Here is a 24,849-nt window from a genome sequence, read left to right on the forward strand (position 1 = left end):
TTCAATCCCTATTCATTCAGGAAATCATCATGACTCATCACTTGTTCAGCCCGATCAAACTCGGCCTGCTCACCCTTGATCATCGCGTCGCCATGGCCCCTTTGACTCGCTCCCGTGCGGGCCAGCCTGGCAACGTACCGACCTCAATGAACGTCGAGTACTACCGTCAGCGTGCCAGTGCCGCGTTGATCATCACCGAGGCTACGCAGATTTCGCAGCAGGGGCAGGGTTACGCCTGGACGCCCGGCATCCATAGCGACGAGCAGATTCAGGGCTGGAAAGCTGTCAGCGAAGCCGTGCACGCAGAAGGCGGGCGCATCTTCCTGCAGCTCTGGCATGTGGGGCGGGTGTCGCACCCGGTATTTCAACCTGACGGCGGCCTGCCGGTGGCACCGACCGCGCAGCCGGTCCCCGGCAAGACGTTCATCCTGAATGAAAAGGGCGAGGGGGTCTGGGGTGATGTACCGGTTCCTCAGGAACTGGACATTCCAGGCATTGAAGCGATCGTCGCCGATTTCCGCAAGGCCGCTCGCAATGCACTTCTTGCCGGTATGGACGGTGTGGAGATTCACGCAGGCAATGGCTATCTGCTTGACCAATTTATCAACAGCGCCAGCAACCAGCGTAGCGATCGCTACGGTGGAAGTATCGAAAACCGTGCGCGGCTATTGCTCGAAGTCGTGCAAGCCGTGACCGAAGAAATAGGCGCCGAACGTGTTGCTGTGCGCCTGACACCGATGGGGCGTTTCATGGGCATGGGCGATGACACTCCGGAACAGACCTTTGGCTACATCGCATCCCGGCTCAATCACTGGAATCTCGCTTACCTGCACCTGGTAGAACCGATGATGGTCGGCACGGTGCTCGACGAAAGCAACGATCCCCGCTGGGACGCCATCATCAAGCAGCTGCGTACTGACTTCCATGGCGTTCTGATGCTGGCGGGTGGGTACTCCGGCGAAACGGCCGAACAGGCCATCGCGCAGGGGCGTGCCGACCTCATCGCTTTTGGTCGCCCGTTCATTGCCAACCCCGACTTGCCAGCGCGTTTGCGTGGCCGTACCGAACTCAACCCGGCGGACGGCAACAGCTTTTTTGGCGGCGACGCCAAGGGGTACATCGACTATCCGGTGTTGGCATAACGCAACGTCAAATCCAGAGGCTGTGGGAATCACCCTGCTACGAGGAGAGAGGTAATGAAGAGTTCAGACGTTCCGAAGGCCTTGGTCATTGGTGGTTCCCTGGGAGGACTGTTCGCCGCCACGGCGTTGCGTGCGATTGGCTGGCACGTCGACATTTTCGAGCGATCCCCCGCGGCGATGGATAGCCGTGGTGGAGGCATTGTTCTGCAAGCAGATGTCCTTCAGCATTTCCGCTATGCCGGAATCAAACCGGCCAATGCACTTGGGGTCCGCTCCCATGATCGTCTGTATTTGAATCGAGCTGGCACCGTCGTGCATAAAGAGCCGATGCCGCAAACTCAGACGTCCTGGAACACGCTCTACAATTCATTGTTCTCTGCCTTTCCTGCCGAGCACTATCACCGTGGAAAGACGCTGGTTGATCTGACTCAAAATGAGCAACGAGTGACTGCGAATTTTGCAGATGGCAGCAGTGCTGAGGGAGACCTGCTGATTGGTGCCGATGGTGCGGGTTCAACCGTGCGAAGTCTGGTGTTGCCTGGTGCGCAATACACCTATTCGGGGTATGTAGTCTGGCGTGGTCTGGTTGATGAAGACGGACTTCCAGACTTCGCCAAAGCGCAGCTTTACGAAGACTTTGTCTTTCAACAAGACCCTGAGTCGTTGATGTTGGAATACATGGTGCCGGGCTTGAATGGCTCGGTTAATCCTGGCGAGCGACGGTTCAACTGGCTCTGGTATTTGAAAGCTGCCCAAGGCGCAGCATTAGATGCTGTGCTCACTGATAACAATGGTCATCGGCGTAGCCACTCGATTCCACCGGGAGCCTTGGCCGCTCAGCAGGATGCTTACCTGCGAGACATGGGTGAGCAGCATGCCAACCCGGCTTTTCGTGAACTGATTCGCCAGACCAAGGATATTTTCGTTCAAGCGATCCTTGATCTGAAAGTCTCCCAAATGGTGTTTGGTCGCGTGTTGCTGACTGGCGATGCCGCTTTTGTGCCGCGTCCTCATACGGCCGGCAGCACGGCCAAGGCAGCCCGCAATGCACTGTCCCTGGCTCAAGCGATCGACGACATTGGCGACATCGATAAAGGCTTGCTGGTCTGGCAGCAACTGCAACTTGCAGAAGGCAAGCGTATGGCGGATTGGGGGGTGAGCATGGGTGACCGGATCATGGGCATCAACTGATCCTGATTCAGCCGCTTTAACTGGAAAAAGTTCGTTTACAGGCGAGTTTTTGTTGCCGTATTTCCAGTCTGGAATATAAAAAGAGGAGAAAGCTTCAGCTCGAAGCTTTCTCCTCTTTTTGGCATCTGCATGTTTTAAGGCATTAACCATTCAGGCAAGCGCTACCGAATATTTTGTATTGCAGGTCGTGCGTTGCGCCCTTGTGATCCACATACACCATGTGCGCATCCACCGGGCCGCAAGCGTTATTTGTGTCCTCGGCAGTAGTGATGTTGATGACTTTGGCGATATCCATGTGTTCGGAGTAATTGTAGTGCTCAGGTTCAGGAGTGGCGACCTTGACGTTGGAAGCGCTTTGGGCAGAAGCGTAAACGCTGAACATCATGAGTGAGGCGAGCATTGCGTATTTCATGAGGGTGATTTCCAGAGGTTGTTTAAGAAGGAACTCTTTGTGTGCTTCTGGAGTTAATTGTGATGTCGAGCGTTAGTTTATAAAAATACCCAATTCAAATACCGGTAATTACCACAATTGATGTGTCACCAACGTGCCTGACAACAAGTGACTGATAAGTTGCATGATCGACAAAGCGCCAGGTATTGCTCACTTTTCCACTTCGTCATGAAGGCTTGAATCGGAGCAAAAAAAAGGCCGGTCAGACCGGCCAAAGGGAAATTGAGTGTTTCGCTAAAGTTATCCGCGGAGTCCGAGGATTCTGGCCGCGTTTCCACCGAGCACTGCAGCCTTCTCGCGGGGGCCCAGACCTACGCTTTCTACAAAACGCACCGGTTGTTCGTATCCCATGTCGAAGCAGTAGTCGCTGTCCAGTACCAGATGGTCGATACCGACATTGGCGATCAAATAGTCCAGAACCGGCCCGGAGTGTGAAACGGTGTCGTAGCTGAATCGCGTCAAATAGCTGCTCGGCTTTTGAGCCAGACGCCGTGTCTCGGGACGTGAATTCCAGCCTGCGTCGAGACGCCCGACGAGTATTGGCAATGCTCCACCGGCGTGGGGCAATGACACATGCAGCTGTGGGTATCGATCCAGTACTCCACCGAGAATCAGGTGTGAAGCCGCGATAGCGGTATCAAACGGGTTGCCCAGCAGGTTGCTCAGGTAATAGTTACTCAAGCGGCTGCCGCCAACCGTTTGTTGCGGGTGCAGGAACACTGGCAGTCCCAGCTGTTCAATGCGGGCAAAGACTGGTGCAAAGCGTGGATCGTCCAAGTCCAGACCGTTGATGTTGGTGCCCATATAAACGCCCCGCACCCCGGGCAGTTCGGCTGTGCGTTCCAGCTCGATAATGGCGTCGTGCACATCCAGCATCGGCAACGTCGCCAGCACCACAAAACGCAGCGGGTGTTGGCGATGAACAGTTGACGCGGCATCGTTCCAGGCACGTGCCAGGCGAGCATTGAGTTGACGATCTGCCCAGTACACCATCGGCACGCTCAAGGACAGCGCCTGAACATCGACGCCTGCGCGATCCATGTCGAGCAAGCGCGCTTGCACATCGATAAATTTCAGGGGCAAAGGCCCTAATCCGCCGGCCGGGGTAGCGAAGCTGAATGAATTTTCCTGGCGGGTATAGCTTCCACCGAAAGCTTTGCCATCACCGCCCAAGAGGTGCAAGAACTCTTCAGGATAGTAATGCGCATGGATGTCCACCGATCTCACCGGGATGTCGGCCCCCCTCTTGATCGACCCCGCCGAGGCGGGTACCAAACGGGTGACCAGCAGGCCGCCCGCAGTAGCTGCCATGATGCCTAGCAGTTGGCGACGGGTCTTCGAGAGACAGCAGGGACATTGCATGGTCAATCTCCTTTTTATTGTTTTTGTTGGGCGATGAACGCCGAGACGCCTTTATTGATCAGTCGATTACTTTTGGATTTTGATTATCAATCGATAAATTGAAATAATGCAAGGGGCTTCAATTGGCCTTCGTTCCAAATCGGAATCATGGGGGAGCGTTGGTGGTGATGAACGTTCTGCTATAGTCGCGAGCTTACTGATCGCTCGATAAAAAGGAGTGGCAATGACTGACTCCACGTCTGATCCGATAGACGCGCTTGATTGGCGGAATCGCCGCAAGAGCGCCCGCGCAGGTAGTCAGAAGCCATGCAACCCCAAACCCGCTACCGATTGAGCACAGCCATGCAAGACGCCCACCGCCTGGTCATGCACAGTCGTTACCTTAACTTTTCGATCTCGGAATCCGTTCATGGATAAGTTGCTGGCGCTCAAAATGTTTGTCGAAACGGTTCGCTGTGGTGGTTATTCGGCAGCGGCGCGCAAGCTCGGCATCTCCACTTCGTCAGTGACGCGACAGGTAGCCGGACTGGAAAGTGAGTTAGGCGCCAGCCTGCTTAACCGCACCACGCGCAACACCAGCGTCACGGTGGCGGGCCAGAACTATTTTGATAAAGCCGTGGCGATCCTCGAGGCCATCGACGAGGCCGATGCGGTCGTTACCGACCGCGGCAGTGAAGCCCAGGGGCGATTACGGGCCAGCGTCCCGGTGGAATTCGGCCGACGTATCATCGCTCCCCATCTGGGGCGGTTGCTTGAGCGCCATCCTGGCCTGGAGATCAGCCTTTCGCTGAGCGACGAGGTCAGTGACCTGCTCAGCGAGCAAATCGATGTGTCCGTGCGTCTTGGTTCATCGGTTGTCAGTGATGACATCGTCAGCAAGCGAATCGGTGATTTCCAGCGTTGGGTGGTGGCAAGTCCCGAATACCTGACGCGTACCGGGCTGCCCCGGCACCCGCGTGACCTGTTGGACCATCAGTGTCTGCGTTTTGATTACCGCACGGGTCACCACAATTGGACATTTCAGGGTGACGAAGAAGTTATCCGCTTGAATGTGCAGGGACGGTTGCAAAGCAACAACGCCGACATTCTGCGCGAGGCGGCGTTGGCCGGTGGCGGGGTGACGCTGTTGGCCGATTGGCTGGTGCGTGACGATGTCAGCGCAGGTCGGCTAACGCGCGTGCTGGAGCAGTATGAGGTCAACCCTGGCAGTGCAAGCACCTGCATCAATGCGTTGTATCTGCCCAATCATCGTGGTTCCAGCCGCATCAATGTGTTCATAGAGTTTCTCAAGGAAATACTCGCCCCCTAAGCACGTCCTGTGCATTTGACCAGACGGCGTTGCGCGTCGCTTTTGATCGAATCGAAATGCCGGCCGATGCCATCGCGGCACACAGCGTGCTGCCTTGATTGCGCGCTTGCGCAACAGCAGCGTTGCCGAATGCGCAACGAAGCCTTGCAGTGGGCAGCGATTCTCCCGGCGTGCCCGGGTTCGTAAAGTGATGCCCATCAACTGACCCCGGTCGTCAACGCGCCACCCCGCGCCACTGACAAATTTTTTCAATTGGAACTCGCCCCGATTCGGCCGGCTACGGCCCGCTATCGCCTGGCGAAAGTATGAGGAATGTCCCATGAAACCCCTGCAGACGGTTCCCTTGATCCTCTCGGCTCTGGCGCTGGCGGTCGTGCTCGCTGGCTGCAAGCAAGAGGCCCCCGCACAAGCTGTCACACCGCCACAGGTTGGTGTCGTGACGCTTCAATCACAAACGTACACAGTGCAAAGCGAGCTACCGGGGCGTACCGCACCGTTCCGCGTTGCAGAAGTGCGGCCGCAAGTGGATGGTATCATCGAGCAGCGTCTGTTTGACGAGGGCAGTGAGGTGAAACCCGGACAGCCGCTGTACCGCATTGATCCATCACCGTACGAAGCAGACGTCGCCCGCGCCCGCGCATCGTTTCAACAGGCCCGTTCCCTCGCAGACCGTTATCGACAGCTGATCGGAGAAAAGGCGGTGAGCCGTCAAGAGTTCGAGGATGCACAGGCGCGACAACTGACGGCGGAGGCTGACCTCAAGCGTGCCGAGATCAACCTGCGTTACACCCGTGTGCTCGCACCGATTGCTGGCCGCATCGGCCGCTCCAGCGTGACCGAAGGTGCGCTGGTGAACAACGGCCAGGCAGCGGCCATGGCATCGATTCAGCAACTCGACCCCATCTATGTCGATATCACCGAGTCATCTGCAAACCTGCTCAAACTGCGTGATGATCTCAAGCAAGGGCGCCTGGAGACGGCGGGGGCGGACGCCGCCGTGGTGAGCCTCGCGTTGGAAAATGGCAGTGCCTATGGACTGCCGGGGCGCTTGAAGTTTTCTGAGGTGTCAGTCGACCCCTCCACCGGTTCGGTGACCCTGCGCGCCGTGTTTCCCAACCCGGAGCACCTGCTACTCCCTGGTATGTTTGTGCGTGCAAAACTTCAGAGCGGCGTCCGACAAGCCGCCATCCTTGCTCCGCAGCAAGGGGTGACCCGCGACCTGAAGGGTAATCCCAGCGCACTGGTGGTCAGCGCTGATGGCACCGTTGAGCAACGTCCCCTGACGGCCAATCGTACAGTGGGCAACCAATGGCTGGTGGAGCGTGGCCTCGAAGCGGGCGATCGCTTGATCACTGAAGGGCTGCAGTTCGTCAAGCCGGGCATGAAGGTCTCCGTGACTGCCGCGCAAAACGTGGCACCGGTGTTGGCCGGTGCCGTGGCTGGGGGGAACTGAACATGTCCAGGTTCTTTATCGAGCGGCCCATTTTTGCCTGGGTACTCGCATTGATCGTCATGCTGGCGGGCGGGCTGGCGATCCTCAAGCTGCCCGTCAACCAATACCCTGACATCGCTCCGCCAGCGATTTCGATTCAGGTGACCTACCCAGGAGCATCGGCCCAGACCGTGCAGGACACCGTGGTCCAGGTCATCGAGCAACAGCTCAACGGCATCGACAACCTTCGCTACGTCAGTTCGGAAAGCAACTCCGATGGCACCATGGCGATCACGGTTACGTTCAACCAAGGGACGAACCCCGACATCGCTCAGGTTCAGGTGCAAAACAAACTCAACCTGGCCACGCCCTTGCTTCCGCAGGAAGTGCAGCAGCAGGGGATCCGGGTGACAAAAGCGGTCAAGAACTTCCTGATTGTGATTGGCGTCGTTTCCGAAGACGGCAGCATGCCCCGCGAGGACCTGGCCAACTACGTGGTATCCAACATGCAGGATCCGCTGTCGCGCACTTCCGGCGTCGGTGACTTCCAGGTGTTCGGCGCGCAGTACTCCATGCGGATCTGGCTTGATCCTTCGAAGCTGGTCAGTTTCGGCCTGACGCCCGTCGATGTGAAAAGTGCGATTCAAGCCCAAAACGTGCAAGTGTCTTCCGGCCAGATTGGCGGCCTGCCTGCATTGCCGGGCCAACAGCTCAACGCCACCATCATTGGCAAAACCCGCTTGCAGTCAGCAGAAGAATTCAAGGACATCCAGCTCAAGGTCAATCCTGACGGCTCCGAAGTGCGTCTGGCCGATGTGGCCGATGTCGCACTGGGCGGTGAAACCTACAGCGTCAACGCCCAGTTCAATGGTATGCCGGCGTCCGGCATCGCCATCAAGCTTGCCCCCGGGGCTAACGCGCTGGACACCACCAAGGCGATCCACGACACCCTCAACCAACTGCAACCGTTTTTCCCTCGCGGTATGAAAGTGGTCTACCCCTACGACACCACGCCAGTGGTGCGCGACTCGATCCATGGTGTGTTCCATACCCTGGGTGAGGCGATCGTGTTGGTGTTCCTCGTGATGCTGCTGTTTCTGCAGAACCTGCGCGCGACCATCATCACCACGCTGACCGTTCCTGTCGTCCTGCTGGGTACGTTCGGTGTCCTCGCGGTCGCCGGTTTCACCATCAACACCTTGTCGATGTTCGGCATGGTGTTGGCCATCGGCCTGCTGGTAGATGACGCCATTGTCGTGGTCGAGAACGTCGAGCGTGTCATGCGTGAGGAGCGGTTGTCGGCGAAAGAAGCCACGATTCGCTCGATGAAACAAATCCAGGGCGCGCTCGTGGGCATCGCCATGGTGTTGTCGGCGGTGCTGTTGCCGATGGCATTTTTCGACGGGTCAACCGGCGTCATCTACCGTCAGTTTTCCCTCACCATCGTATCGGCGATGGCCCTGTCGGTGCTCACCGCGCTGGTGTTCACGCCTGCCTTGTGCGCCACGATGCTCAAGCCCCATGACCCGACGCATGGGCTCGCACGTCTCGGCTTCTTCCGTGCATTCAATCGTGGGTTTGATCGCGGCGTGCAACGCTACGAGCGTGGTGTCGCCGGAATGTTGCGGCACAAGGCGCCGGCATTCCTGGCTTACCTGTTGATCGTCGTTGGCATGGTCCTGCTGTTCAGCCGCATCCCCACTGCGTTTCTGCCCGATGAAGATCAAGGCGTGATCTTTACCCAAGTGCAGACCCCTGCCGGGTCCAGTGCCGAGCGCACGCAAAAGGTGCTCGACAGTGTGCGTCAGTATTTGCTCGCCACTCCTGAGCAGGGGGGGGAGGCTAACGCTGTAGACGCCGTGTTTACCGTGAATGGATTCAACTTCGCGGGGCGTGGGCAAAGCTCGGGCATGGCGTTTGTTCTGCTCAAGCCGTGGGAAAAGCGCGGTCCTGAAGATGCGGCGCTCGCGTTGGCCAAGCGCGCTCAAGCGAAATACAGAGGCATGCGCGATGCAATGGTCTTCGCCGTGGTGCCTCCAGCAGTGCGTGAGTTGGGCAACGCTTCGGGCTTTGATTTATTCCTTCAGGATCAGGCCGGCGTCGGTCACGAAGTCCTGGGGCAGGCGCGCAATCAGTTCCTGCGTCTGGCCTCCGAAAGCAAAGTGCTGACAGCGGTTCGACTCAACGGCCTGAGCGATGAGCCCCAGTATCGGTTGAAGATCGATGACCGGCGGGCGAGGGCGCAGGGCGTTTCACAAGCAGACATCAACACCACGCTCTCTGTGGCCTTCGGCGGCAACTACGTCAATGATTTCATTGACCGTGGCCGAGTCAAAAAAGTGTTTGTACAGGGCCAGGCCAGCGCGCGCATGTCCCCTGAAGATCTGGACAAATGGTACGTACGTAACGCCGCCGGGAAGATGGTGCCGTTCTCCGCTTTTGCCTCCGGCGAGTGGGTCTTCGGTTCTCCCAAACTGGCGCGCTACAACGGTGTGCCGGCAGAGGAAATACTGGGTGGCCCGGCACCGGGTTACAGCACGGGTGATGCCATGGCTGAAGCACAGGCCATCGCTGCTCAGTTGCCGCCTGGTGTCGCGCTGGCGTGGACGGGCTTGTCGTATGAAGAAAAGCTTTCCGGGTCTCAAGCGCCTGTCATGTATGCGCTTTCGCTGCTTGTAGTGTTCCTCTGTCTCGCGGCCCTTTACGAAAGCTGGTCCATTCCCTTGGCCGTGATGCTGGTGGTACCGCTGGGTGTTGTGGGGGCATTGCTTGCCACCACCTTGCGCGGCCTGTCCAACGACGTGTTCTTTCAGGTAGGCCTGCTGACGACAGTCGGGCTGGCGGCGAAGAACGCCATCCTGATCGTCGAGTTCGCCAAGGAACTGCATGAGCAGGGCATGGGCTATGCCGAAGCGGCGATTGAGGCGGCGCGGCTTCGTTTGCGTCCCATTGTCATGACCTCGCTTGCGTTCATCCTCGGGGTTGTGCCGTTGGCTATCTCCACCGGTGCAGGCTCTGGCAGTCAGCATGCCATTGGCACCGGCGTGATCGGCGGCATGCTGACCGCCACCGTCCTGGCCATCTTCTGGGTTCCACTCTTTTATGTGTCGGTGTCGTCACTGTTCGCACGTCGATCGTCCGTCGCTCTGGCCGCAGTCGCTCACGAAGAGGTCATGTCATGATCAAACCATTCAGTTTTCTGGTCCTGAGTTCGTTGTTGTTCAGTGGTTGCTCTCTGATCCCGGAGTACCAGCAACCTCAGGCACCGGTGGCGGCGACTTACCCCTTGGCGCCAGTGTCACGTGATGAGAGTGCCGCAGCGCTCGATTGGCGCGAGTTCTTTTCCGATCCGGCCTTGCATCGATTGATCGAGACCGCACTGGCCAACAATCGGGATATCAGGATTGCCACGTTGAACGTCGAGGCCTATCAGGCGCGCTATCGCATTCGTCGCGCGGATCTGTTGCCGGACGTCTCGACGGCGGGCAGTGGTAGTCGTCAGCGAGTTCCGGCAGATCTGGCATCCGGTGATAAAGCCACGATCGAGAGTCAGTACTCTGTCGGGCTGAACGTGAGCTATGAGGTGGATTTGTTCGGCCGTGTGCGCAGCCTCGATCAAGCAGCATTGCAGCGTTACCTGGCCAGTGAACAAGCACAGCGTTCAGCCCGTATCGGGCTGGTGGCAAGCGTTGCAAATGCCTGGCTCATTCTGCAGGCCGATCAAGCGCTGGAGCGACTGACCAGCGATACCCTCGCCACCTATGAAAACAGCTACCAGCTGACACGTCGCAGCGCTGAAGTAGGTACCGTTTCAGATTTGGCGTTGAGCCAGGCACAAACCCTGGTGCAAGGCGCTCGCGGCTCGATGGCCCGGTATCGTCGGCAGGTTGCCGAAGACCGAAACCAGTTGGTGTTGTTGATTGGAGGTGAACTCCCCGCCGATCTGTCGAGCGGTGATTGGGAGCGACAATCTTTACCTGAGGTGCCAGTGGGGTTGCCGTCGGATCTGCTCAACCGTCGGCCCGACATAGTGGAAGCAGAGTTATTGCTCAAGGCTGCCAATGCGGATATCGGCGCAGCCCGGGCTGCGTTCTTTCCCCGAATCAGCCTGACGGCGGATGCTGGCACCTCGAGCGAAGAACTGTCAGGGCTCTTCAATGGAGGCTCGGGTGTCTGGAGCTTTTTCCCCGCGATCAGTCTGCCAATCTTCAATGCGGGCCGCTTGCAAGCCAGCCTGGACGTCACTCAAGTCGAGAAAGACATACAAGTGGCGCGTTACGAAAAGGCGATCCAGTCAGCCTTCAGGGAAGTCAGTGATGGACTGGCTGCAACACAGACCTTTGGACAGCAGATTGAGGCGCAACAAGGGCTGGTCAGCGCGAGTGCCAAATACTATCGGCTGGCGGAAAGTCGCTACCTGACAGGTATCGACAGCTCTTTGACTCTTTTGGACGCGCAACGGACGCTGTTCGCTGCACAACAAGCGTTGATCAGTGATCAGTTGGCCGAACGAGAGGCAACTATCGATTTGTACAAAGCGCTGGGAGGAGGGTGGCAGGGCTGACATGACGACCACGGATCCTCCTTTTGGCCATGAAATGGATTACTCCTGCTTTTACGCCCCACAACACAGTAGCGCCTAAGTATTCGTCTGCGCAGCGCCAAAGCAGAGGGGGGCGGGAATTGGACAGAGTGATGGCCATTGGCTAACGTCATGTAGCCTCCCTCCGAATCACAAAACGGCGGATTACCAAGGCATGCAAATCGATCTACCGCCCGAGCCGGGAAGCGAATCAAGGGAGATAGAGGCATGGAGAGTGCTGGGGCGGACTTTGATTTGATCGTGGTCGGTGGTGGGCCAGCAGGCTCTTCGGCAGCGATTCGTGCTGCGGAGCTTGGGTTGTCCACGGCGGTGATCGAAGTTTCTGGAGGTCCTCGGTTCCGACCTGGAGAATCCCTTGCGCCAGGTACAGCTCTTCTCATTTCTCAATTGCTCGGAAGTGAAGCTTTTTCTCAGCTCCCGAAAGCAACTCACGACACGATCAAATTTACGGATGACAACGCTCAAAGGCTGAATCATTTCGGTTTCGCACAAAGTGGCATTCATGTGCATCGGATCGAATTGGACGAGGCGTTGTTGGCCGCGGCGGCCAGGGCCGGCGTTCGTCTTTTTCGGCCTGCATCTGCAAGATCAATTGATTTGTGCGATGCAGGTTTAGTCACCGTTAACTCAACATGCGGTCAATTGACATCCCGAGTTGTCATTGACAGTACGGGTTCAGCCAATTGGCTTAGCAAGAAAACTGGCATTGAAGCGCTGTGTTTGAGTAACCCTCTTGAGGTCGCGTACCGCTATAGCGACTCGGTCGATGATGATATGAATCCGTCTTTTCACCTTGGCTCGCAAGGGTGGCGGTGGACATCCAATATTGGATCGGGTCGACACGTCGAGTGCGAGATGACCTTTGAAGGGCGCCGTAAAGTTCATACATCGCGTTTGGGCTTCCTCAGGGCCGACAGCACTTGGCGCATTGCCGATCAATTGGCCTCGCCCCGATTTGTACTAACGGGTGACGCGGCTTGCAAGCTCGATCCTGCGGCTTCTCGGGGGGTGTATCGAGCCCTGGTTTCGGGAATGGCTGCCGCGAACGCGGTGAGTGTTTACCTTGGGCGCAACTCAACCGAGGCTCTGGAAGATTACTGCGCAATGATAACGGGGTGGTTCCTGGACGACTGCCAACGGCTCAATGCGTTCTATCAGAGCGCATCGGGCCGGGACGACCCCATAGGCTTTGCTTCAAGAGTGGCAACTACCTTTGGAGTGGTCATATGACGCTTGAACAAGATGTTCGTAATCTGCTGGTAAAGTTGCTGGCCACCCGTTGGAAAACGGTTCTTGGCGCGCATGGTGTCAACGCGCAAACAGAGTTTTCAGCAGAACTCACCGTGGATCGTACAGTCCTTGGCTTCCATGATTTCAGTACGGATAAAGCAGCTCTTATTCAACCGGGTGATCCCGCGAGGAGTTTGCTTTATCACTGTCTGGCGAGCCCTGCGGTTCAACCATCAGGTTTGGAGCAAAGCGACTATCCGACACAGGAAGATCTGGATCTGGTCGAAAACTACATCTACAGCCTGGTTGATGTTTCTGATCAACAACGGCGCAAATGGGTGGCGGCCGTCTTCGCCTATGAGTATCGGGAAGCCGCTGGAACACCGCATCACATGCATGCAGACCTTGTTTTCAGTCGCACTGGTATCGCTCGTGTCGGAAATGCGCCGGCACTTTACGACCCCACGATACGCAACTATCGGCACGATACCGATCTATCACACGAAGTGCGGGTCATGCCTGCCCGCTATGCTGCCTTCCTTTGCGAGCGTGTAGAGGGTCGTGATCTTGAGGGGTGCTATTTAGGTGGTTCACAGTTTGGCGATGCGAGCCGCCAATTTCTTGTTCCGATCGTTAAGCTTTTTCCAGGTTTGAGACTGGACACCTTTACCTGTGAGACTGTTGAGTTCTCTGCTTTCCACTTCACTGATCGACTGCGCCGTCTTTTTTCCGTCGGAAAACTACCGAACATCAAGAGTGCGGACCTTAGCCAACCGCCCTATACGCGCACAAGTCGCAACGACGGGTTATTGATCAACGCCGAATTGAAAGGTGCAACCCTTACAGTCTGCGCAGAACCTCAACCACTTGTGCGAGAGGTCATGGTGTCGATGGGCACCGGTGGCGGCCAGGTTCAACATGGTGCCACTGAGGTGCCTCCGAAGGGACCCGGGATCGAAGCCTATATCGAGAACAGAAGGTACTCGACACTTCGTGTTGGGCAGAAATTATTCAGCGCAGGCCTCGACTATATTTCCGCCGCCATCATCGGAGTCGTGGCGGCAAACGAACGGCCGTTCCTTTCACCGCGCAACTGTTCTGAATTCATTAATATGCGTCATCAGCTGAATGATGAAACCGGCGCTGTGAACGACATAAACATCAGCATTCCTGATGCGACAGAGTTTGAGTCGGTGCTTGATGCAGGTCGCTATGATATAGCCCTTTATCTTGATGACATTTGCGATGGTTATGTGGCTGCCATGTATAGCAGTAATGATCACAAGTACGACGTGACACCTGCTTTTTCAATTATTACGGCCCCTGACTTTTTCCCATATGTTGGAAACCTGGAACTCAAAAAGTTCTCAAGTAATTTTGAGGAGGGTGGCCCGTCTGCTTTGTGCGAAGGACGGTTGGGCGCAAATGCACGGATGACTGACCCTGACACAGGGGCACCGATTTTTACTTCAGATGACACTATCGTTACTGCTGTCAGCAGACCACCACGCAGGGAGGGGATGGCCCACTCGGAGCGAGTGGTCGATGTGTCGACTGCCTTGTCGGATGGTGCTTCGAATGTCTTTGCACCTGGTTGGGACGTGACCTACGGCAGAGACAGTGTTTTTTCGGCACCTTATTATCACACCGCCGGTTTGGGCTCGCCGTTTGTTGAAGACGCAAAGTTATGTGCTGCCGCCAACGGTATGTGGGCTGCCGCGTCGCCAGATGCATCGCGCACATTCAACCGAACTAAAACGCCGACAGCGATCCCTTTGACAGATGAGGAACTAGGGCTGCATCCAGATAGCCCGGCTGCGATAAATGGGCAACCAACTCCTGGCTGGGACGGGGAGCATGGACCATTTTTAGTGGCGGACGGATCGAACGTGATGGTCAACTTTTCCGACATCATGAGAGCTGACTATGTCACCAATGCTCTGTCCAACAGCCTATGTTTCGATAAGTTGCGTGCTGTCGGTCGGTCAGAAATGCAGCACCGAATGCGTGCACTCGCTCTTATTATCGAGAAATTAGACGGTCCAGGCGCCAGGGTTTCGAAGTCAAGTCACTGGCTTGTGGTATTCCGATCCTATGAACGGTGGTCTGATCTAAAGACTGAAGAGTTCTTGCCCATATCGCTTCTGAATGATTATTCCGCCTCTGAAGCCAAGGTCAGAGACATGCCCGGTGGTGGCTATTTATTTGGCTTTGCTGACGGTGGTAAATCACCGCAACATACAAATGATCCAAAGAGACTCTTGGTTGCCGTGTCTTCCATCAGGTTTTTGCTTTGGGATCGGGATTCAGGCAGGGCGATCACATTTTAGAGTTTGTTGATATGGGTAGGTTGTTGTTAGTCCCGTCGTTAGTGCCATAAACAGGAGGTTTGTATGAACCCGATTCTACTTGACGTCATCAAGGTCGGATTTCATGGTGCTGCAATAGTAATGGCTATTTTGACATTCAGACTCCTTAATAAAACACTTGCCATGTGGGGGCCGGATGTAGCGTCGAAAGCGGGCGGTATTCTTGGGCGGCTTCTAAAGGAAGTGAGGATTTTCATGGGGCTTTGCCTCGCTCTGTTTTTGATAGGTGTTGGCGCACAAATTTATACGCCAACACCGCATCAAACCATGGCAAACGTAATGGTGACACCTTCTCCTTGGCCTGAAGGGCTCAAGCAATATGAGGGCTTTGTTTTAGTCAGTCATGATAAGACGAAAGTTGAAATAGTTGAGGGTTTTGCACAAATCCAGGTTGGCGATAAGGACAATATAAGGATCGGGGTGGAGAGGCTCGTTAATAAACTGGGAGAGTTAAGTGATTATAATAAAACTCTTCTGCCTACTCGCACGCCTATGGGAGGGTTCGGGCAATGAAAGTCATGATTGCCATCATCAGTATTTTTTTGATGCCATTTGCTTGTGCTGACGATGCTTCGTTAGAGCTTCCTGTGGATATAAAGTCAACAATTTCCGAGAACGGTTACCCCTCCGCCGTAGAGAAATTGAAAACATACGTGGAATCCAATCCGAAAAGTTATTATGCGTATTCTGCGCTCGGAAAGGCAGCGGCCCTTGAAGGAGACTATAAACAATCAATAGACTATTTTGAGCGAGCCAAAACTATTAAGGAAACTAATGATGTTGCGGATGCGTCAATATATAACTCTATGGGTTGGGTCAGGTTTTTAAATGGTGATACCGCAGGTGCGATTGTCGATATCAATGCCGCGATCGAGAACAAAAGCAATATGGATTCCAAGGTGGCTGAGGCGGCTTATAATAATCTAGGGCTGATCTATATGTATCGCAACGAAAATGACAAGGCTAAGGAAAATTTTGATAAAGCTGTATCCGATTATAATAGCGGATATGCAAAAGATAATTTGATGCTGATGGAAAAGCTGGAAAAAAGTCGAGGGCAGCAGGCCGTCCAAAATAATATTGAAGGGGTGAAGTAAGGTGGAAGTGCGGTGTTTGTCATCTTTAATGGCAAATTTTTCGTCTTTCAAGGAAGGCTTAATATGCGCTTTCTAATTCTTGTGTTTCTTGTTCTCACGCTGCAAGCCTGCGCTCCGATATCGTATCGCGAAACCGATGAGGGAAGGTTTGAAGGCGCTTTGGATGTGCGCTGGATCAAGAATGACTATTTTCTGTTTGTTCCAAGCAAGGATGATCCGTTTCGATTTACACGTTCTAATGGTGAAGTAATTCGCCCTGGCCCCATGTATACCGATGGGGGGTCAATTCCTCGATTTTTATGGGGCGTCAATGGTTATTCCCCTTGGGGGTACGCCCCCGCTTATATCATTCACGATTGGCTTTTCGTGGCTCATGAGTGTGGTTACCCCGGGTACAAGGATTACTCGTTCAAAAATACGCACATCGTCCTGGCAGAGGGTTTGAAGGCGGTGATGGAGATAAGTCCTGAGATTCGAAATTACTTTGTTTTTGAATCGGTGGTTGCAGCCGTCAGTTCGCCCATAGCGAAACGGCTCTGGGAGAAGGGTATATGCAACGAACCCGTAGCTTTCAACCTGCTGGGCATTCCTGAACAAACGCCTCCCGGGGAGTTGCTGATGACAATAAAATTCAAATAGTGGCTGACGCGCAGTTCCACTCAGCTGCCCGAGGTCAACGCCGGAATCGTGAAGGGTGATGCTGTCGTTTTCGCGGCCCAGAAGCGCCTTACAGGCAGGTGATATCAACCCTGACCAAGAAGCCCACGGATGCCGGTCAAACATTTGCCCGCTACAATGCGTGCCTCGACCGTGACAAACCAGATAAAAAATATGTCCTTGCCCAAACATCACCTGGAACTGCTCAGCCCTGCCCGTGACGTGAGCATCGCTCGCGAGGCGATCCTGCATGGTGCCGACGCCATTTATATCGGTGGCCCGAGCTTCGGCGCCCGCCACAATGCCTGTAACGAAGTGAGTGAGATCGCCGGACTGGTGGAGTTCGCCCGGCGCTACCACGCCCGGGTGTTCACGACGATCAACACGATCCTGCATGACAATGAGCTGGAGCCAGCGCGCAAGCTGATCCATCAGCTCTACGATGCCGGCGTCGATGCGTTGATCGTTCAGGACCTTGGCGTGATGGAGCTGGATATCCCGCCCATCGAGTTGCACGCCAGCACCCAGACCGACATCCGCACCCTGGCACGGGCGAAGTTTCTGGACCAGGCGGGCTTCTCCCAACTGGTACTGGCCCGCGAGCTGAATCTGCAAGAAATTCGCGCCATCGCCGACGAGACCGATGCGGCCATCGAATTCTTCATCCATGGCGCGTTGTGTGTGGCGTTCTCCGGCCAGTGCAACATCTCCCACGCACAGAACGGTCGCAGCGCCAACCGTGGCGACTGTTCACAGGCCTGTCGTTTGCCGTACACCCTCAAGGACGACCAGGGCCGCGTCGTCGCCTACGAAAAACACCTGCTGTCGATGAAGGACAACAACCAGAGCGCCAACATCCGTGCGTTGGTGGAAGCCGGTGTTCGCTCATTCAAGATCGAAGGGCGCTACAAGGACATGGGCTACGTGAAGAACATCACGGCCTACTACCGCCAGCGCCTGGACGACGTTCTTGAAGATCGTCCGGACCTGGCCCGCGCGTCCAGTGGCCGCACTGCGCATTTCTTCGTACCCGACCCGGACAAGACCTTCCACCGTGGCAGCACCGACTACTTTGTCACCGATCGCAAGGTCGACATCGGTGCCTTCGATTCACCGACTTTCACCGGCCTGCCAGTGGGCGTGGTGGAGAAGGTGGGCAAGCGTGATTTGCAGGTGGTGACCTCTGAGCCGCTGTCCAACGGCGACGGTCTCAACGTGCAGATCAAGCGCGAAGTAGTGGGCTTTCGCGCCAACATCGCCGAGCCCAAGGGTGAGTTCCTCGAAGAGGGCGAGAAGCGTTATCGCTACCGTGTCGAGCCCAACGAGATGCCGGACGGGATGTACAAGCTGCGGCCCAACCATCCACTGAGCCGCAACCTGGACCACAACTGGCAGCAAGCCTTGCAGAAGACTTCCGCTGAACGTCGTATCGGTCTGGCCTGGGTCGCACAGCTGGACGAGCAGCGCCTGCAACTCACCGCCACCAGCGAGGAGGGCGTCAGTGCCAGCGTGTCTCTGGATGGCCCGTTCGGTCTGGCCAACAAGCCGGAGCAGGCCCTGGACCAACTGCGTGATCTGCTCGGTCAACTGGGCACCACCGACTACCACGCCACCGGCATCAAGCTGGAAGCAACCCAGGCGTTCTTCATCCCCAACTCGCAGCTCAAGGCCCTGCGTCGGGAAGTGATCGAAGCGCTGACCGCGGCCCGCCTGCTGGCCCACCCACGGGGTGGTCGCAAGGCCGAGACAAACCCGCCGCCGGTGTACCCGGAGTCGCACCTGTCGTTCCTGGCCAACGTCTACAACCAAAAGGCTCGCGACTTCTATCACCGTCACGGCGTCAAGCTGATCGATGCAGCCTTCGAGGCCCACGAGGAAACCGGAGAAGTGCCGGTGATGATCACCAAGCACTGCCTGCGCTTCTCCTTCAACCTTTGCCCCAAACAGGCCAAAGGCGTCACCGGCGTTCGCACCAAGGTCGCGCCGATGCAACTGGTGCACGGTGACGAGGTGCTGACGTTGAAGTTCGACTGCAAACCTTGCGAAATGCACGTGATCGGCAAGATCAAGGGCCACATCCTTGACCTGCCGCTACCGGGCAGCGTCGCGGAGCCGGTGGTCGGTTACATCAGCCCTGAAGATCTGCTCAAGACGATTCCTCGCGCGCCCCACTGAAAGGTGGGCTAGTCCGCATCAGAGACAGGGACGTTTCTTGATCGGTGTCAAACGGGTAGGGCGGGCAGCTCTGTATTCTGTGAAGCAACACTCGCGCGCCCTTGCGGATGAACGCGCGAGTTCCCATTGGGCCGGAGCTCGCCGGCACTGGCGACACAATGGGATTGATGTTCCTCTCGCTGAGTCATCAGAGCCATCCCTCTCATGGTCTATCCCGTTTTTTTGACATTGCACCTGTTCGCCGCGCTGATATTCATCGGCACGGTGTTCTTCGAAGTCCTGTTTCTGGAAAGCATCCGCAAGCAATTGCCCGACAGGGTGATGATGCTGGTCGAGCAGGGGATCGGTCGTCGAGCACGGACGCTGATGCCGTGGGTGTTGCTGGTGTTGTTCGGCGCGGGGATCGGCATGGTCTGGCAGCGCTACTTGCCCGCTCTTGCCACACCGCTGGCGTCCTCGTTCGGCACGTTGCTGATGGTGAAAATCGTCGTTGCCGTGAGCGTGCTCCTGCATTTTCTGGTGGCCATGATTCTGTTCAAAAGCGGGCGCATGAACGCTCGATACCTGCAGTTCATCCACGGCAGTCTGTTCTGCCATATGGTCGCCATCGTCTTGCTGGCCAAGGGCATGTTTTACCTGACGTGGTGACCGATGGTCGGCCTCTGCAAGCACTTGGCTGGCGGCTTGATACAAATCAAGGAGCGATGATTGCCGATCCCGGACACTGAAGATCTGCAGCCAGTCTGGGAGACCCGTCATGCTCGATTTCTTTCACAACCCTGGCGAGCTTGTCGCTCGGTGCGATCAGGGTGTGCTCGACCCCAACTGCCATGCCGATACGCAAAAGTTTCACAACGGCATCGGCTCTCTGGATTTGCTTCGTGCCTTGCGCGTCAGCCGCCAGAAACGCCGGCCGCTCTCCCTGAACTTGCGCCTGCCTTCCAGCCTCAAGCCGTCCTTTTGCACCCTTGCGGATGCCTGCGGCGAGCAGGGCGCCATCGAGCAGTACCTGCGGCGTCTGGAACACGAGATCGACCTGGTCGGTTGCCACACCCATCCAGAGCAACGGGTCGAGCAATTTCACCTGGGCGGTGGAACGCCCACCATCGCCCATATTCAGCGACTGATGGGGCATTTGCGTCGCCGGTTCAACTTTCTGGCACATGAGTCTGGCGACTACAGCGTTGAAGTGGATTTGCATCACACCGATTGGTCGACCATGGGCGTGCTGCGCGATCAGGGATTCAATCACGTCAGCATTGGTGTTCCGGACATCGACACCGAGTGCGAGATGTCCGTGGCTTGCTACCAGAATCCGGCGCCGATCCATTCGCTCATCGATGCCGCGCGCACGTTTGGTTATCGCTCCATCAATGTCGATCTGGGGTTTGGCCATGCCTGGCAAACGCCGGACAGTTTTGCGCTGAAGCTGACGACGATTATCGAGCTGGAGCCCGACCGCCTGATGGTTTTCGACTATGCACGGCCGCCACGCCGCTATCGGCCTGTGCTCGGTGACAAGGCCAGGGCGTTGTGCAGCCAGGACGACAAAGGCGCGATGCGTCAGATCTGCTTCGAGCAATTGCTGGCAGCGGGGTATCACTACATCGGCATGGGGCAGTTTGTCCGGCCCGATGATGACCTGGCGATCGCTCAGGAGCGAGGCCGCTTGAGCCGCACCTGCGACGGTTTCACCCGTCACGGCTATTGCGACCACATCGGGTTCGGTGTGGGCGCCATCAGCCGGATCGACGATTTGTACACGCAAAATACCGACGCCATTGAGCGCTATCAGCGTCAGCTGGACAACGACCAGCTGCCGACTGCACGTGGCTGGCGTTTCGAGGCAGGGGAGCAGATCAGGCAAATGGTCATGGAGCGACTGGCGTGTGATCAGGAGCTGGATATCCGTGCCATCGAGCGGCGCTATGGGCTGGTGTTCCCCATGTATTTCTCATCCGTCTGGCCGTTGCTGGAGCAATTGAGTCGTGACGGTTTGATTGAATTGTCAGAGCGTTTCATCAGCATCCTTCCCGCCGGCCGGCAGGAGGTGGATGCTATCTGCAGCCTGTTTGAAAAGGAGGTGGACAGTGCAAAACATTAACCCACCTGCGAGTTGATTGATCATGAAGCCTTCATTCGATTTCAATCGTGCCCTGGTCGAAAAATATGACCGGCCCGGGCCGCGTTACACCTCTTACCCGACGGCACCGCAGTTTCATCAGGCGTTTGCCGTTGACGACTATCAGCGTGCCGCCCACGACAGCAACCAGGCCGCTGTGCCGAAACCGTTGTCGGTGTACATCCACATTCCGTTCTGCAAAAGCCTTTGTTACTACTGCGCCTGCAACAAAATCATTACCCAAAAGACCCATCGTGCCGTCGAATACCTGACGTACCTCAAGCGTGAAATCGCCATGCAGGCCGCGCTGTTCGACAACACGCGCAAGCTTACGCAGCTGCATCTGGGCGGGGGCACACCGACGTATTTGACCCAGGAACAACTGGCCGACCTGATGGATTGCCTGCACCAGGCATTCGACATGGACGACAGCGACGACCATGAGTTTTCCATCGAGGTCGACCCGCGCACCATCTGCAGCGAACAGATCCATTCGCTGCGCCAATTGGGCTTCAATCGCCTGAGCTTTGGCGTGCAGGACTTCGATCCCGACGTCCAGGCGGCGGTCAATCGCCAGCAAAGTGAAGCGCAGATTTATGCGCTGGTCGCGGCGGCGCGCGAGGCGCAATTCAAGTCGATCAGCGTCGATCTGATTTACGGCCTGCCCCTGCAAACGGTGCAGAGTTTCGACGTCACCCTTGCCAAGATCATTGCCCTGCGCCCGGACCGGATTGCTGCCTACAGTTATGCGCATCTGCCGGAGATGGTGCGCGCGCAACGGCTGATTCGCCCGGAGGACATGCCACCGCCGGAGCGCAAGCTGGAGTTGCTCGAACTGACCATTCGCCGTTTGACCGAGGCCGGTTATGTCTACATCGGCATGGACCATTTCGCCTTGCCGGATGACGAGCTGGCACTGGCCCGCGCCCATGGCACGCTGCAACGCAATTTCCAGGGGTACTCGACCCATGCCGACTGCGACTTGATCGGCCTCGGGGTGTCTTCGATCGGCAAGGTCGGCGACAGCTACAGCCAGAGCGTCAAGGAGCTTTCGCAGTACTACGCGCGCATCGATCAAGGTCTGCTGCCGGTGCATCGGGGTTATCGCCTGAGCGCTGACGACCTGTTGCGCCGCGAAGTGATCAGCGACCTGATGTGCCATGGCCGGATCGATTTCGCCAAGTTCGAAGCACGTCACGCGATCTGCTTCACCGAGTATTTTGCCGAGTCATTGGCCCAACTCGGCGAGCACGTTCGCGACGGGCTCTTGCAGATTCACCGTGACGAGCTGGTGCTGTTGCCGCAAGGGCATTTGATGATGCGCAGCGCCGCGATGGCGTTTGATGCCTACTTGGGCGATCAGCAAAAAGGCCAGTTTTCGCGCACTGTTTGAGACATTCTGGCGCTCTGGAACGGGGATTGTCGGCAAGTTGATTTCAATCAAGGGACGGGGGCGCAATGCTCCCTAACATGGGCGCAGACCCTTTGAAATCAGCCTGCTCATGACAATCTCTTCGCCTTCGATACCTGGCAACCTGCGCATCTGGAGCGTTGGTCTGGTGGTGACGGTCTTGCTGATACTCGCGATGTTCGCGGTGGTTGAGGCCAAGTCATACGGCGACATCGAGCAGCAGCGTATCGAGAAGGTCTTCCCGCAAACCGATTCGGTTTCCGCAGCGGAAGGCCCGTTCAAGGTGCGGACGATATCAGCGACCGGCAAGGTCATCGGTTATGTCTTCCAGAGCCTGGACGTGGTGGACATTCCGGCCTACTCGGGCAAACCGATCAACACCCAAGTGATCCTCGACACCGCCGGTGTGATTCAGGATGCCTACGTCCTGGAACACCATGAGCCGATTCTGCTGATCGGCATCCCCGAAGAAAAACTCCACGGTTTCAGTGCCCGCTACACAGGGATCAAGGTCAGCCAGCGAGTGGTTGTCGGCCATTCCAGTGACCCGAGTGCGGTCACCGTGGATGCCATTGCCGGTGCAACCGTCACCGCCATGGTGGTCAATGAGGTCATCATGCGGGCCGCCCATGAGGTGGCCGTATCGCTCAAGCTGATCGAAGACAAGGGGGCAGTGGCGAGCAAGCCCGCCACCGTGCGCCAGGACTTTTTCGAGCCCGCCACCTGGGAGCAACTGAGCGGAAACGGCGCCATCCGCCGCTTGAACCTGACCCGTGGACAGGTCGATGCCGCCTTCAAAGGCACCGAGGCCGAAGGCGTCGACACGGCCGCGCCTGACCAGGTCGATGACACCTTTATCGAGCTGTACACCGCCGACCTGAACCCTCCGACCATTGGCCGCGCGCTGCTGGGCGACATTCAATACCGTGTCCTCATGCAAGAGCTCAAGCCCGGCGAGCAAGCCATTGCTGTATTGGGACGCGGCTTGTATTCGTATAAAGGCTCGGGTTACGTGCGCGGCGGGATTTTCGACCGGGTGCAATTGCGCCAGTTCGGCAATGTCATCAGCTTTCGCGACATGGACCATCAGCGCCTCTCCGACGTCTTCGCCAAGGGCATGCCCGAGTTCAATGAGATGTCGGTGTTCATTGTGCGCAAGCAGGCGGGTTTCGATCCGGGATCGCCCTGGTCCCTGGAGTTGCTGGTACGGCGTCAGACCGGTCCGGTCAGCGGCATGTTCAGCAGCTTCGAACTGTCTTATCAATTGCCCGAGCAATACCTTGAGCGCCCCGCACCGAGTGCCGAAGAACTGGCCGCCATCGAGGAAGCCAACCGGCCGATGTGGTTGACGATCTGGTATCAGAAACACTTCCAGGTCGGCGTACTCGCCACCGCGTTGTTGCTGCTGACGGCGATCCTGTTCCTGCAGGACAAGTTCACCCGCCGCCCGCATTTCCTGCACTGGCTGCGTCGCGGTTACCTGATCTTCACCGTGGTGTTCCTCGGCTGGTATGCGCTGGGGCAGCTCTCGGTGGTCAATGTCCTGACCTTTGTCCATGCGTTGTTCGAGCACTTTCGCTGGGAGCTGTTTCTCACCGACCCGCTGATTTTCATGCTGTGGGTGTTCACCGCCGCGAGCATTCTGTTGTGGGGGCGTGGGGTGTTCTGCGGCTGGTTGTGCCCGTTCGGTGCCTTGCAAGAACTGATCAACGAAGCCGCGCGCAAGCTGAAAATCCCCCAGTACGAATTGCCCTTCGCGGTGCATGAGCGGTTGTGGGCAATCAAGTACATCATTTTGCTGCTGCTGTTCGGTATCTCCCTGGAATCCATGTCCACCGCCGAATTGTTCGCCGAAGTGGAACCGTTCAAGACCGCCATCACCCTCAGATTCGACCGCCAATGGTGGTTTGTCCTTTACGCGGTGGCGCTGCTGGTCATCAACATCTTCACGCGCAAAGTCTATTGCCGCTACATCTGCCCGTTGGGTGCCGCGTTGGCGATCCCGACCAAGCTGCGCCTGTTCGACTGGCTCAAGCGCCGCAAGGAATGCGGCAACCCCTGCCAGTTGTGCGCCAAAGAATGCGAGATCCAGGCGATTCACCCGGATGGGCGGATCAATGCCAACGAGTGCCACTACTGCCTCGATTGCCAGATGACTTACCACAACGAACACAAATGCCCGCCGCTGATCAACAAGCGCAAGAAGCGCGGCAAACCGGCACCTGTGGCGGCGCAACTGATACCTGTCGTGGAAGTGACCGCCCCTGAATGATGTGCCCCCTTGCGGGAGCGAGTTCT

Annotated in this window: 18 protein-coding genes; 16 read left to right on the plus strand and 2 right to left on the minus strand. The window is 56.8% G+C overall.

What is annotated here, in order from left to right; translation table 11 throughout:
* Positions 1–29: 29 nt before the first annotated feature.
* Together KGA82_RS16170 and KGA82_RS16175 are read left to right on the plus strand one after the other, a co-directional pair.
* The gene (locus tag KGA82_RS16170) at positions 30–1,142 is read left to right on the plus strand and encodes an alkene reductase (RefSeq protein WP_192226418.1); all 1,113 of its coding nucleotides are present in this window, start codon (positions 30–32) and stop codon (positions 1,140–1,142) included.
* A 54-nt stretch (positions 1,143–1,196) separates the two neighbouring features.
* Positions 1,197–2,333, plus strand: coding sequence for an FAD binding domain-containing protein (locus tag KGA82_RS16175; protein WP_223451211.1), 1,137 nt, complete (start codon positions 1,197–1,199; stop codon positions 2,331–2,333).
* 142 nt (positions 2,334–2,475) lie between these two features.
* Here KGA82_RS16175 and KGA82_RS16180 read toward each other — a convergent pair whose 3' ends face one another.
* On the minus strand, positions 2,476–2,745 hold the full coding sequence (locus KGA82_RS16180) for a DUF2790 domain-containing protein (RefSeq protein ID WP_008037490.1): 270 nt from the start codon (positions 2,743–2,745) through the stop codon (positions 2,476–2,478).
* 279 nt (positions 2,746–3,024) lie between these two features.
* Positions 3,025–4,146 (minus strand): amidohydrolase family protein, encoded by a 1,122-nt coding sequence (locus KGA82_RS16185; protein ID WP_223451212.1) that lies wholly within the window; start codon positions 4,144–4,146, stop codon positions 3,025–3,027.
* Between the two features lie 409 nt (positions 4,147–4,555).
* Here KGA82_RS16185 and KGA82_RS16190 point away from each other — a divergent pair, with 409 nt between their 5' ends.
* From KGA82_RS16190 to nosR, 14 genes are all read left to right on the plus strand, one after another.
* Positions 4,556–5,455, plus strand: a complete 900-nt coding sequence (locus KGA82_RS16190) for a LysR family transcriptional regulator (RefSeq protein ID WP_223451213.1) — start codon at positions 4,556–4,558, stop codon at positions 5,453–5,455.
* A gap of 319 nt (positions 5,456–5,774) precedes the next feature.
* A complete protein-coding gene (locus tag KGA82_RS16195) occupies positions 5,775–6,908 on the plus strand; it encodes an efflux RND transporter periplasmic adaptor subunit (RefSeq protein ID WP_192226428.1) in 1,134 nt (377 codons plus the stop codon).
* 2 nt (positions 6,909–6,910) lie between these two features.
* Complete coding sequence (locus KGA82_RS16200) at positions 6,911–10,069, plus strand: efflux RND transporter permease subunit (RefSeq protein ID WP_223451214.1); 3,159 nt, start codon at positions 6,911–6,913, stop codon at positions 10,067–10,069.
* Entirely contained in the window at positions 10,066–11,451 is a 1,386-nt protein-coding gene (locus KGA82_RS16205) for an efflux transporter outer membrane subunit (protein WP_223451215.1), read from the plus strand. Before KGA82_RS16200 ends, KGA82_RS16205 begins: the two co-directional genes overlap by 4 nt.
* 246 nt (positions 11,452–11,697) lie before the next feature.
* Positions 11,698–12,720 (plus strand): NAD(P)/FAD-dependent oxidoreductase, encoded by a 1,023-nt coding sequence (locus KGA82_RS16210; protein WP_223451216.1) that lies wholly within the window; start codon positions 11,698–11,700, stop codon positions 12,718–12,720.
* On the plus strand, positions 12,717–15,050 hold the full coding sequence (locus KGA82_RS16215) for a hypothetical protein (protein WP_223451218.1): 2,334 nt from the start codon (positions 12,717–12,719) through the stop codon (positions 15,048–15,050). Before KGA82_RS16210 ends, KGA82_RS16215 begins: the two co-directional genes overlap by 4 nt.
* Before the next feature lie 63 nt (positions 15,051–15,113).
* Positions 15,114–15,602 (plus strand): hypothetical protein, encoded by a 489-nt coding sequence (locus tag KGA82_RS16220; protein ID WP_223451220.1) that lies wholly within the window; start codon positions 15,114–15,116, stop codon positions 15,600–15,602.
* Positions 15,599–16,186 (plus strand): tetratricopeptide repeat protein, encoded by a 588-nt coding sequence (locus KGA82_RS16225; RefSeq protein ID WP_223451222.1) that lies wholly within the window; start codon positions 15,599–15,601, stop codon positions 16,184–16,186. The genes KGA82_RS16220 and KGA82_RS16225 overlap by 4 nt, the downstream gene beginning before the upstream one ends.
* 63 nt (positions 16,187–16,249) lie before the next feature.
* Positions 16,250–16,825: a DUF1353 domain-containing protein gene (locus KGA82_RS16230; RefSeq protein WP_223451224.1), complete on the plus strand. Its 576-nt coding sequence runs from the start codon at positions 16,250–16,252 to the stop codon at positions 16,823–16,825.
* A gap of 192 nt (positions 16,826–17,017) precedes the next feature.
* The gene (locus tag KGA82_RS16235; protein ID WP_032832365.1) at positions 17,018–19,018 is read left to right on the plus strand and encodes a peptidase U32 family protein; all 2,001 of its coding nucleotides are present in this window, start codon (positions 17,018–17,020) and stop codon (positions 19,016–19,018) included.
* 204 nt (positions 19,019–19,222) lie between these two features.
* On the plus strand, positions 19,223–19,666 hold the full coding sequence (locus KGA82_RS16240) for a CopD family copper resistance protein (RefSeq protein ID WP_008032069.1): 444 nt from the start codon (positions 19,223–19,225) through the stop codon (positions 19,664–19,666).
* A gap of 109 nt (positions 19,667–19,775) precedes the next feature.
* On the plus strand, positions 19,776–21,122 hold the full coding sequence (locus KGA82_RS16245; protein ID WP_008037459.1) for a coproporphyrinogen III oxidase: 1,347 nt from the start codon (positions 19,776–19,778) through the stop codon (positions 21,120–21,122).
* 22 nt (positions 21,123–21,144) lie between these two features.
* Positions 21,145–22,533 (plus strand): oxygen-independent coproporphyrinogen III oxidase, encoded by a 1,389-nt coding sequence (gene hemN / locus KGA82_RS16250; RefSeq protein ID WP_223451226.1) that lies wholly within the window; start codon positions 21,145–21,147, stop codon positions 22,531–22,533.
* Positions 22,534–22,642: 109 nt separating this feature from the next.
* Positions 22,643–24,823 carry a transcriptional regulator NosR gene (gene nosR, locus KGA82_RS16255; RefSeq protein WP_223451227.1) on the plus strand — a complete coding sequence of 727 codons (2,181 nt, stop codon included), beginning with the start codon at positions 22,643–22,645 and terminating at the stop codon, positions 24,821–24,823.
* Positions 24,824–24,849: the final 26 nt, after the last annotated feature.

The sequence above is a fragment of the Pseudomonas sp. BF-RE-22 genome, assembly GCF_019956155.1.
Lineage (GTDB): Bacteria > Pseudomonadota > Gammaproteobacteria > Pseudomonadales > Pseudomonadaceae > Aquipseudomonas > Aquipseudomonas migulae.

Bases quoted from the DNA above. Each gene is read 5' to 3' on its own strand.
- KGA82_RS16185 (WP_223451212.1), bottom strand. From the start codon at position 4,146: ATGCAATGTCCCTGCTGTCTCTCGAAGACCCGTCGCCAACTGCTAGGC.
- hemN (WP_223451226.1), top strand. From the start codon at position 21,145: ATGAAGCCTTCATTCGATTTCAATCGTGCCCTGGTCGAAAAATATGAC.
- KGA82_RS16195 (WP_192226428.1), top strand. From the start codon at position 5,775: ATGAAACCCCTGCAGACGGTTCCCTTGATCCTCTCGGCTCTGGCGCTG.
- KGA82_RS16240 (WP_008032069.1), top strand. From the start codon at position 19,223: ATGGTCTATCCCGTTTTTTTGACATTGCACCTGTTCGCCGCGCTGATA.
- KGA82_RS16175 (WP_223451211.1), top strand. From the start codon at position 1,197: ATGAAGAGTTCAGACGTTCCGAAGGCCTTGGTCATTGGTGGTTCCCTG.
- KGA82_RS16225 (WP_223451222.1), top strand. From the start codon at position 15,599: ATGAAAGTCATGATTGCCATCATCAGTATTTTTTTGATGCCATTTGCT.
- KGA82_RS16245 (WP_008037459.1), top strand. From the start codon at position 19,776: ATGCTCGATTTCTTTCACAACCCTGGCGAGCTTGTCGCTCGGTGCGAT.
- KGA82_RS16180 (WP_008037490.1), bottom strand. From the start codon at position 2,745: ATGAAATACGCAATGCTCGCCTCACTCATGATGTTCAGCGTTTACGCT.
- nosR (WP_223451227.1), top strand. From the start codon at position 22,643: ATGACAATCTCTTCGCCTTCGATACCTGGCAACCTGCGCATCTGGAGC.
- KGA82_RS16205 (WP_223451215.1), top strand. From the start codon at position 10,066: ATGATCAAACCATTCAGTTTTCTGGTCCTGAGTTCGTTGTTGTTCAGT.
- KGA82_RS16220 (WP_223451220.1), top strand. From the start codon at position 15,114: ATGAACCCGATTCTACTTGACGTCATCAAGGTCGGATTTCATGGTGCT.
- KGA82_RS16200 (WP_223451214.1), top strand. From the start codon at position 6,911: ATGTCCAGGTTCTTTATCGAGCGGCCCATTTTTGCCTGGGTACTCGCA.
- KGA82_RS16170 (WP_192226418.1), top strand. From the start codon at position 30: ATGACTCATCACTTGTTCAGCCCGATCAAACTCGGCCTGCTCACCCTT.
- KGA82_RS16210 (WP_223451216.1), top strand. From the start codon at position 11,698: ATGGAGAGTGCTGGGGCGGACTTTGATTTGATCGTGGTCGGTGGTGGG.
- KGA82_RS16235 (WP_032832365.1), top strand. From the start codon at position 17,018: ATGTCCTTGCCCAAACATCACCTGGAACTGCTCAGCCCTGCCCGTGAC.
- KGA82_RS16230 (WP_223451224.1), top strand. From the start codon at position 16,250: ATGCGCTTTCTAATTCTTGTGTTTCTTGTTCTCACGCTGCAAGCCTGC.
- KGA82_RS16215 (WP_223451218.1), top strand. From the start codon at position 12,717: ATGACGCTTGAACAAGATGTTCGTAATCTGCTGGTAAAGTTGCTGGCC.
- KGA82_RS16190 (WP_223451213.1), top strand. From the start codon at position 4,556: ATGGATAAGTTGCTGGCGCTCAAAATGTTTGTCGAAACGGTTCGCTGT.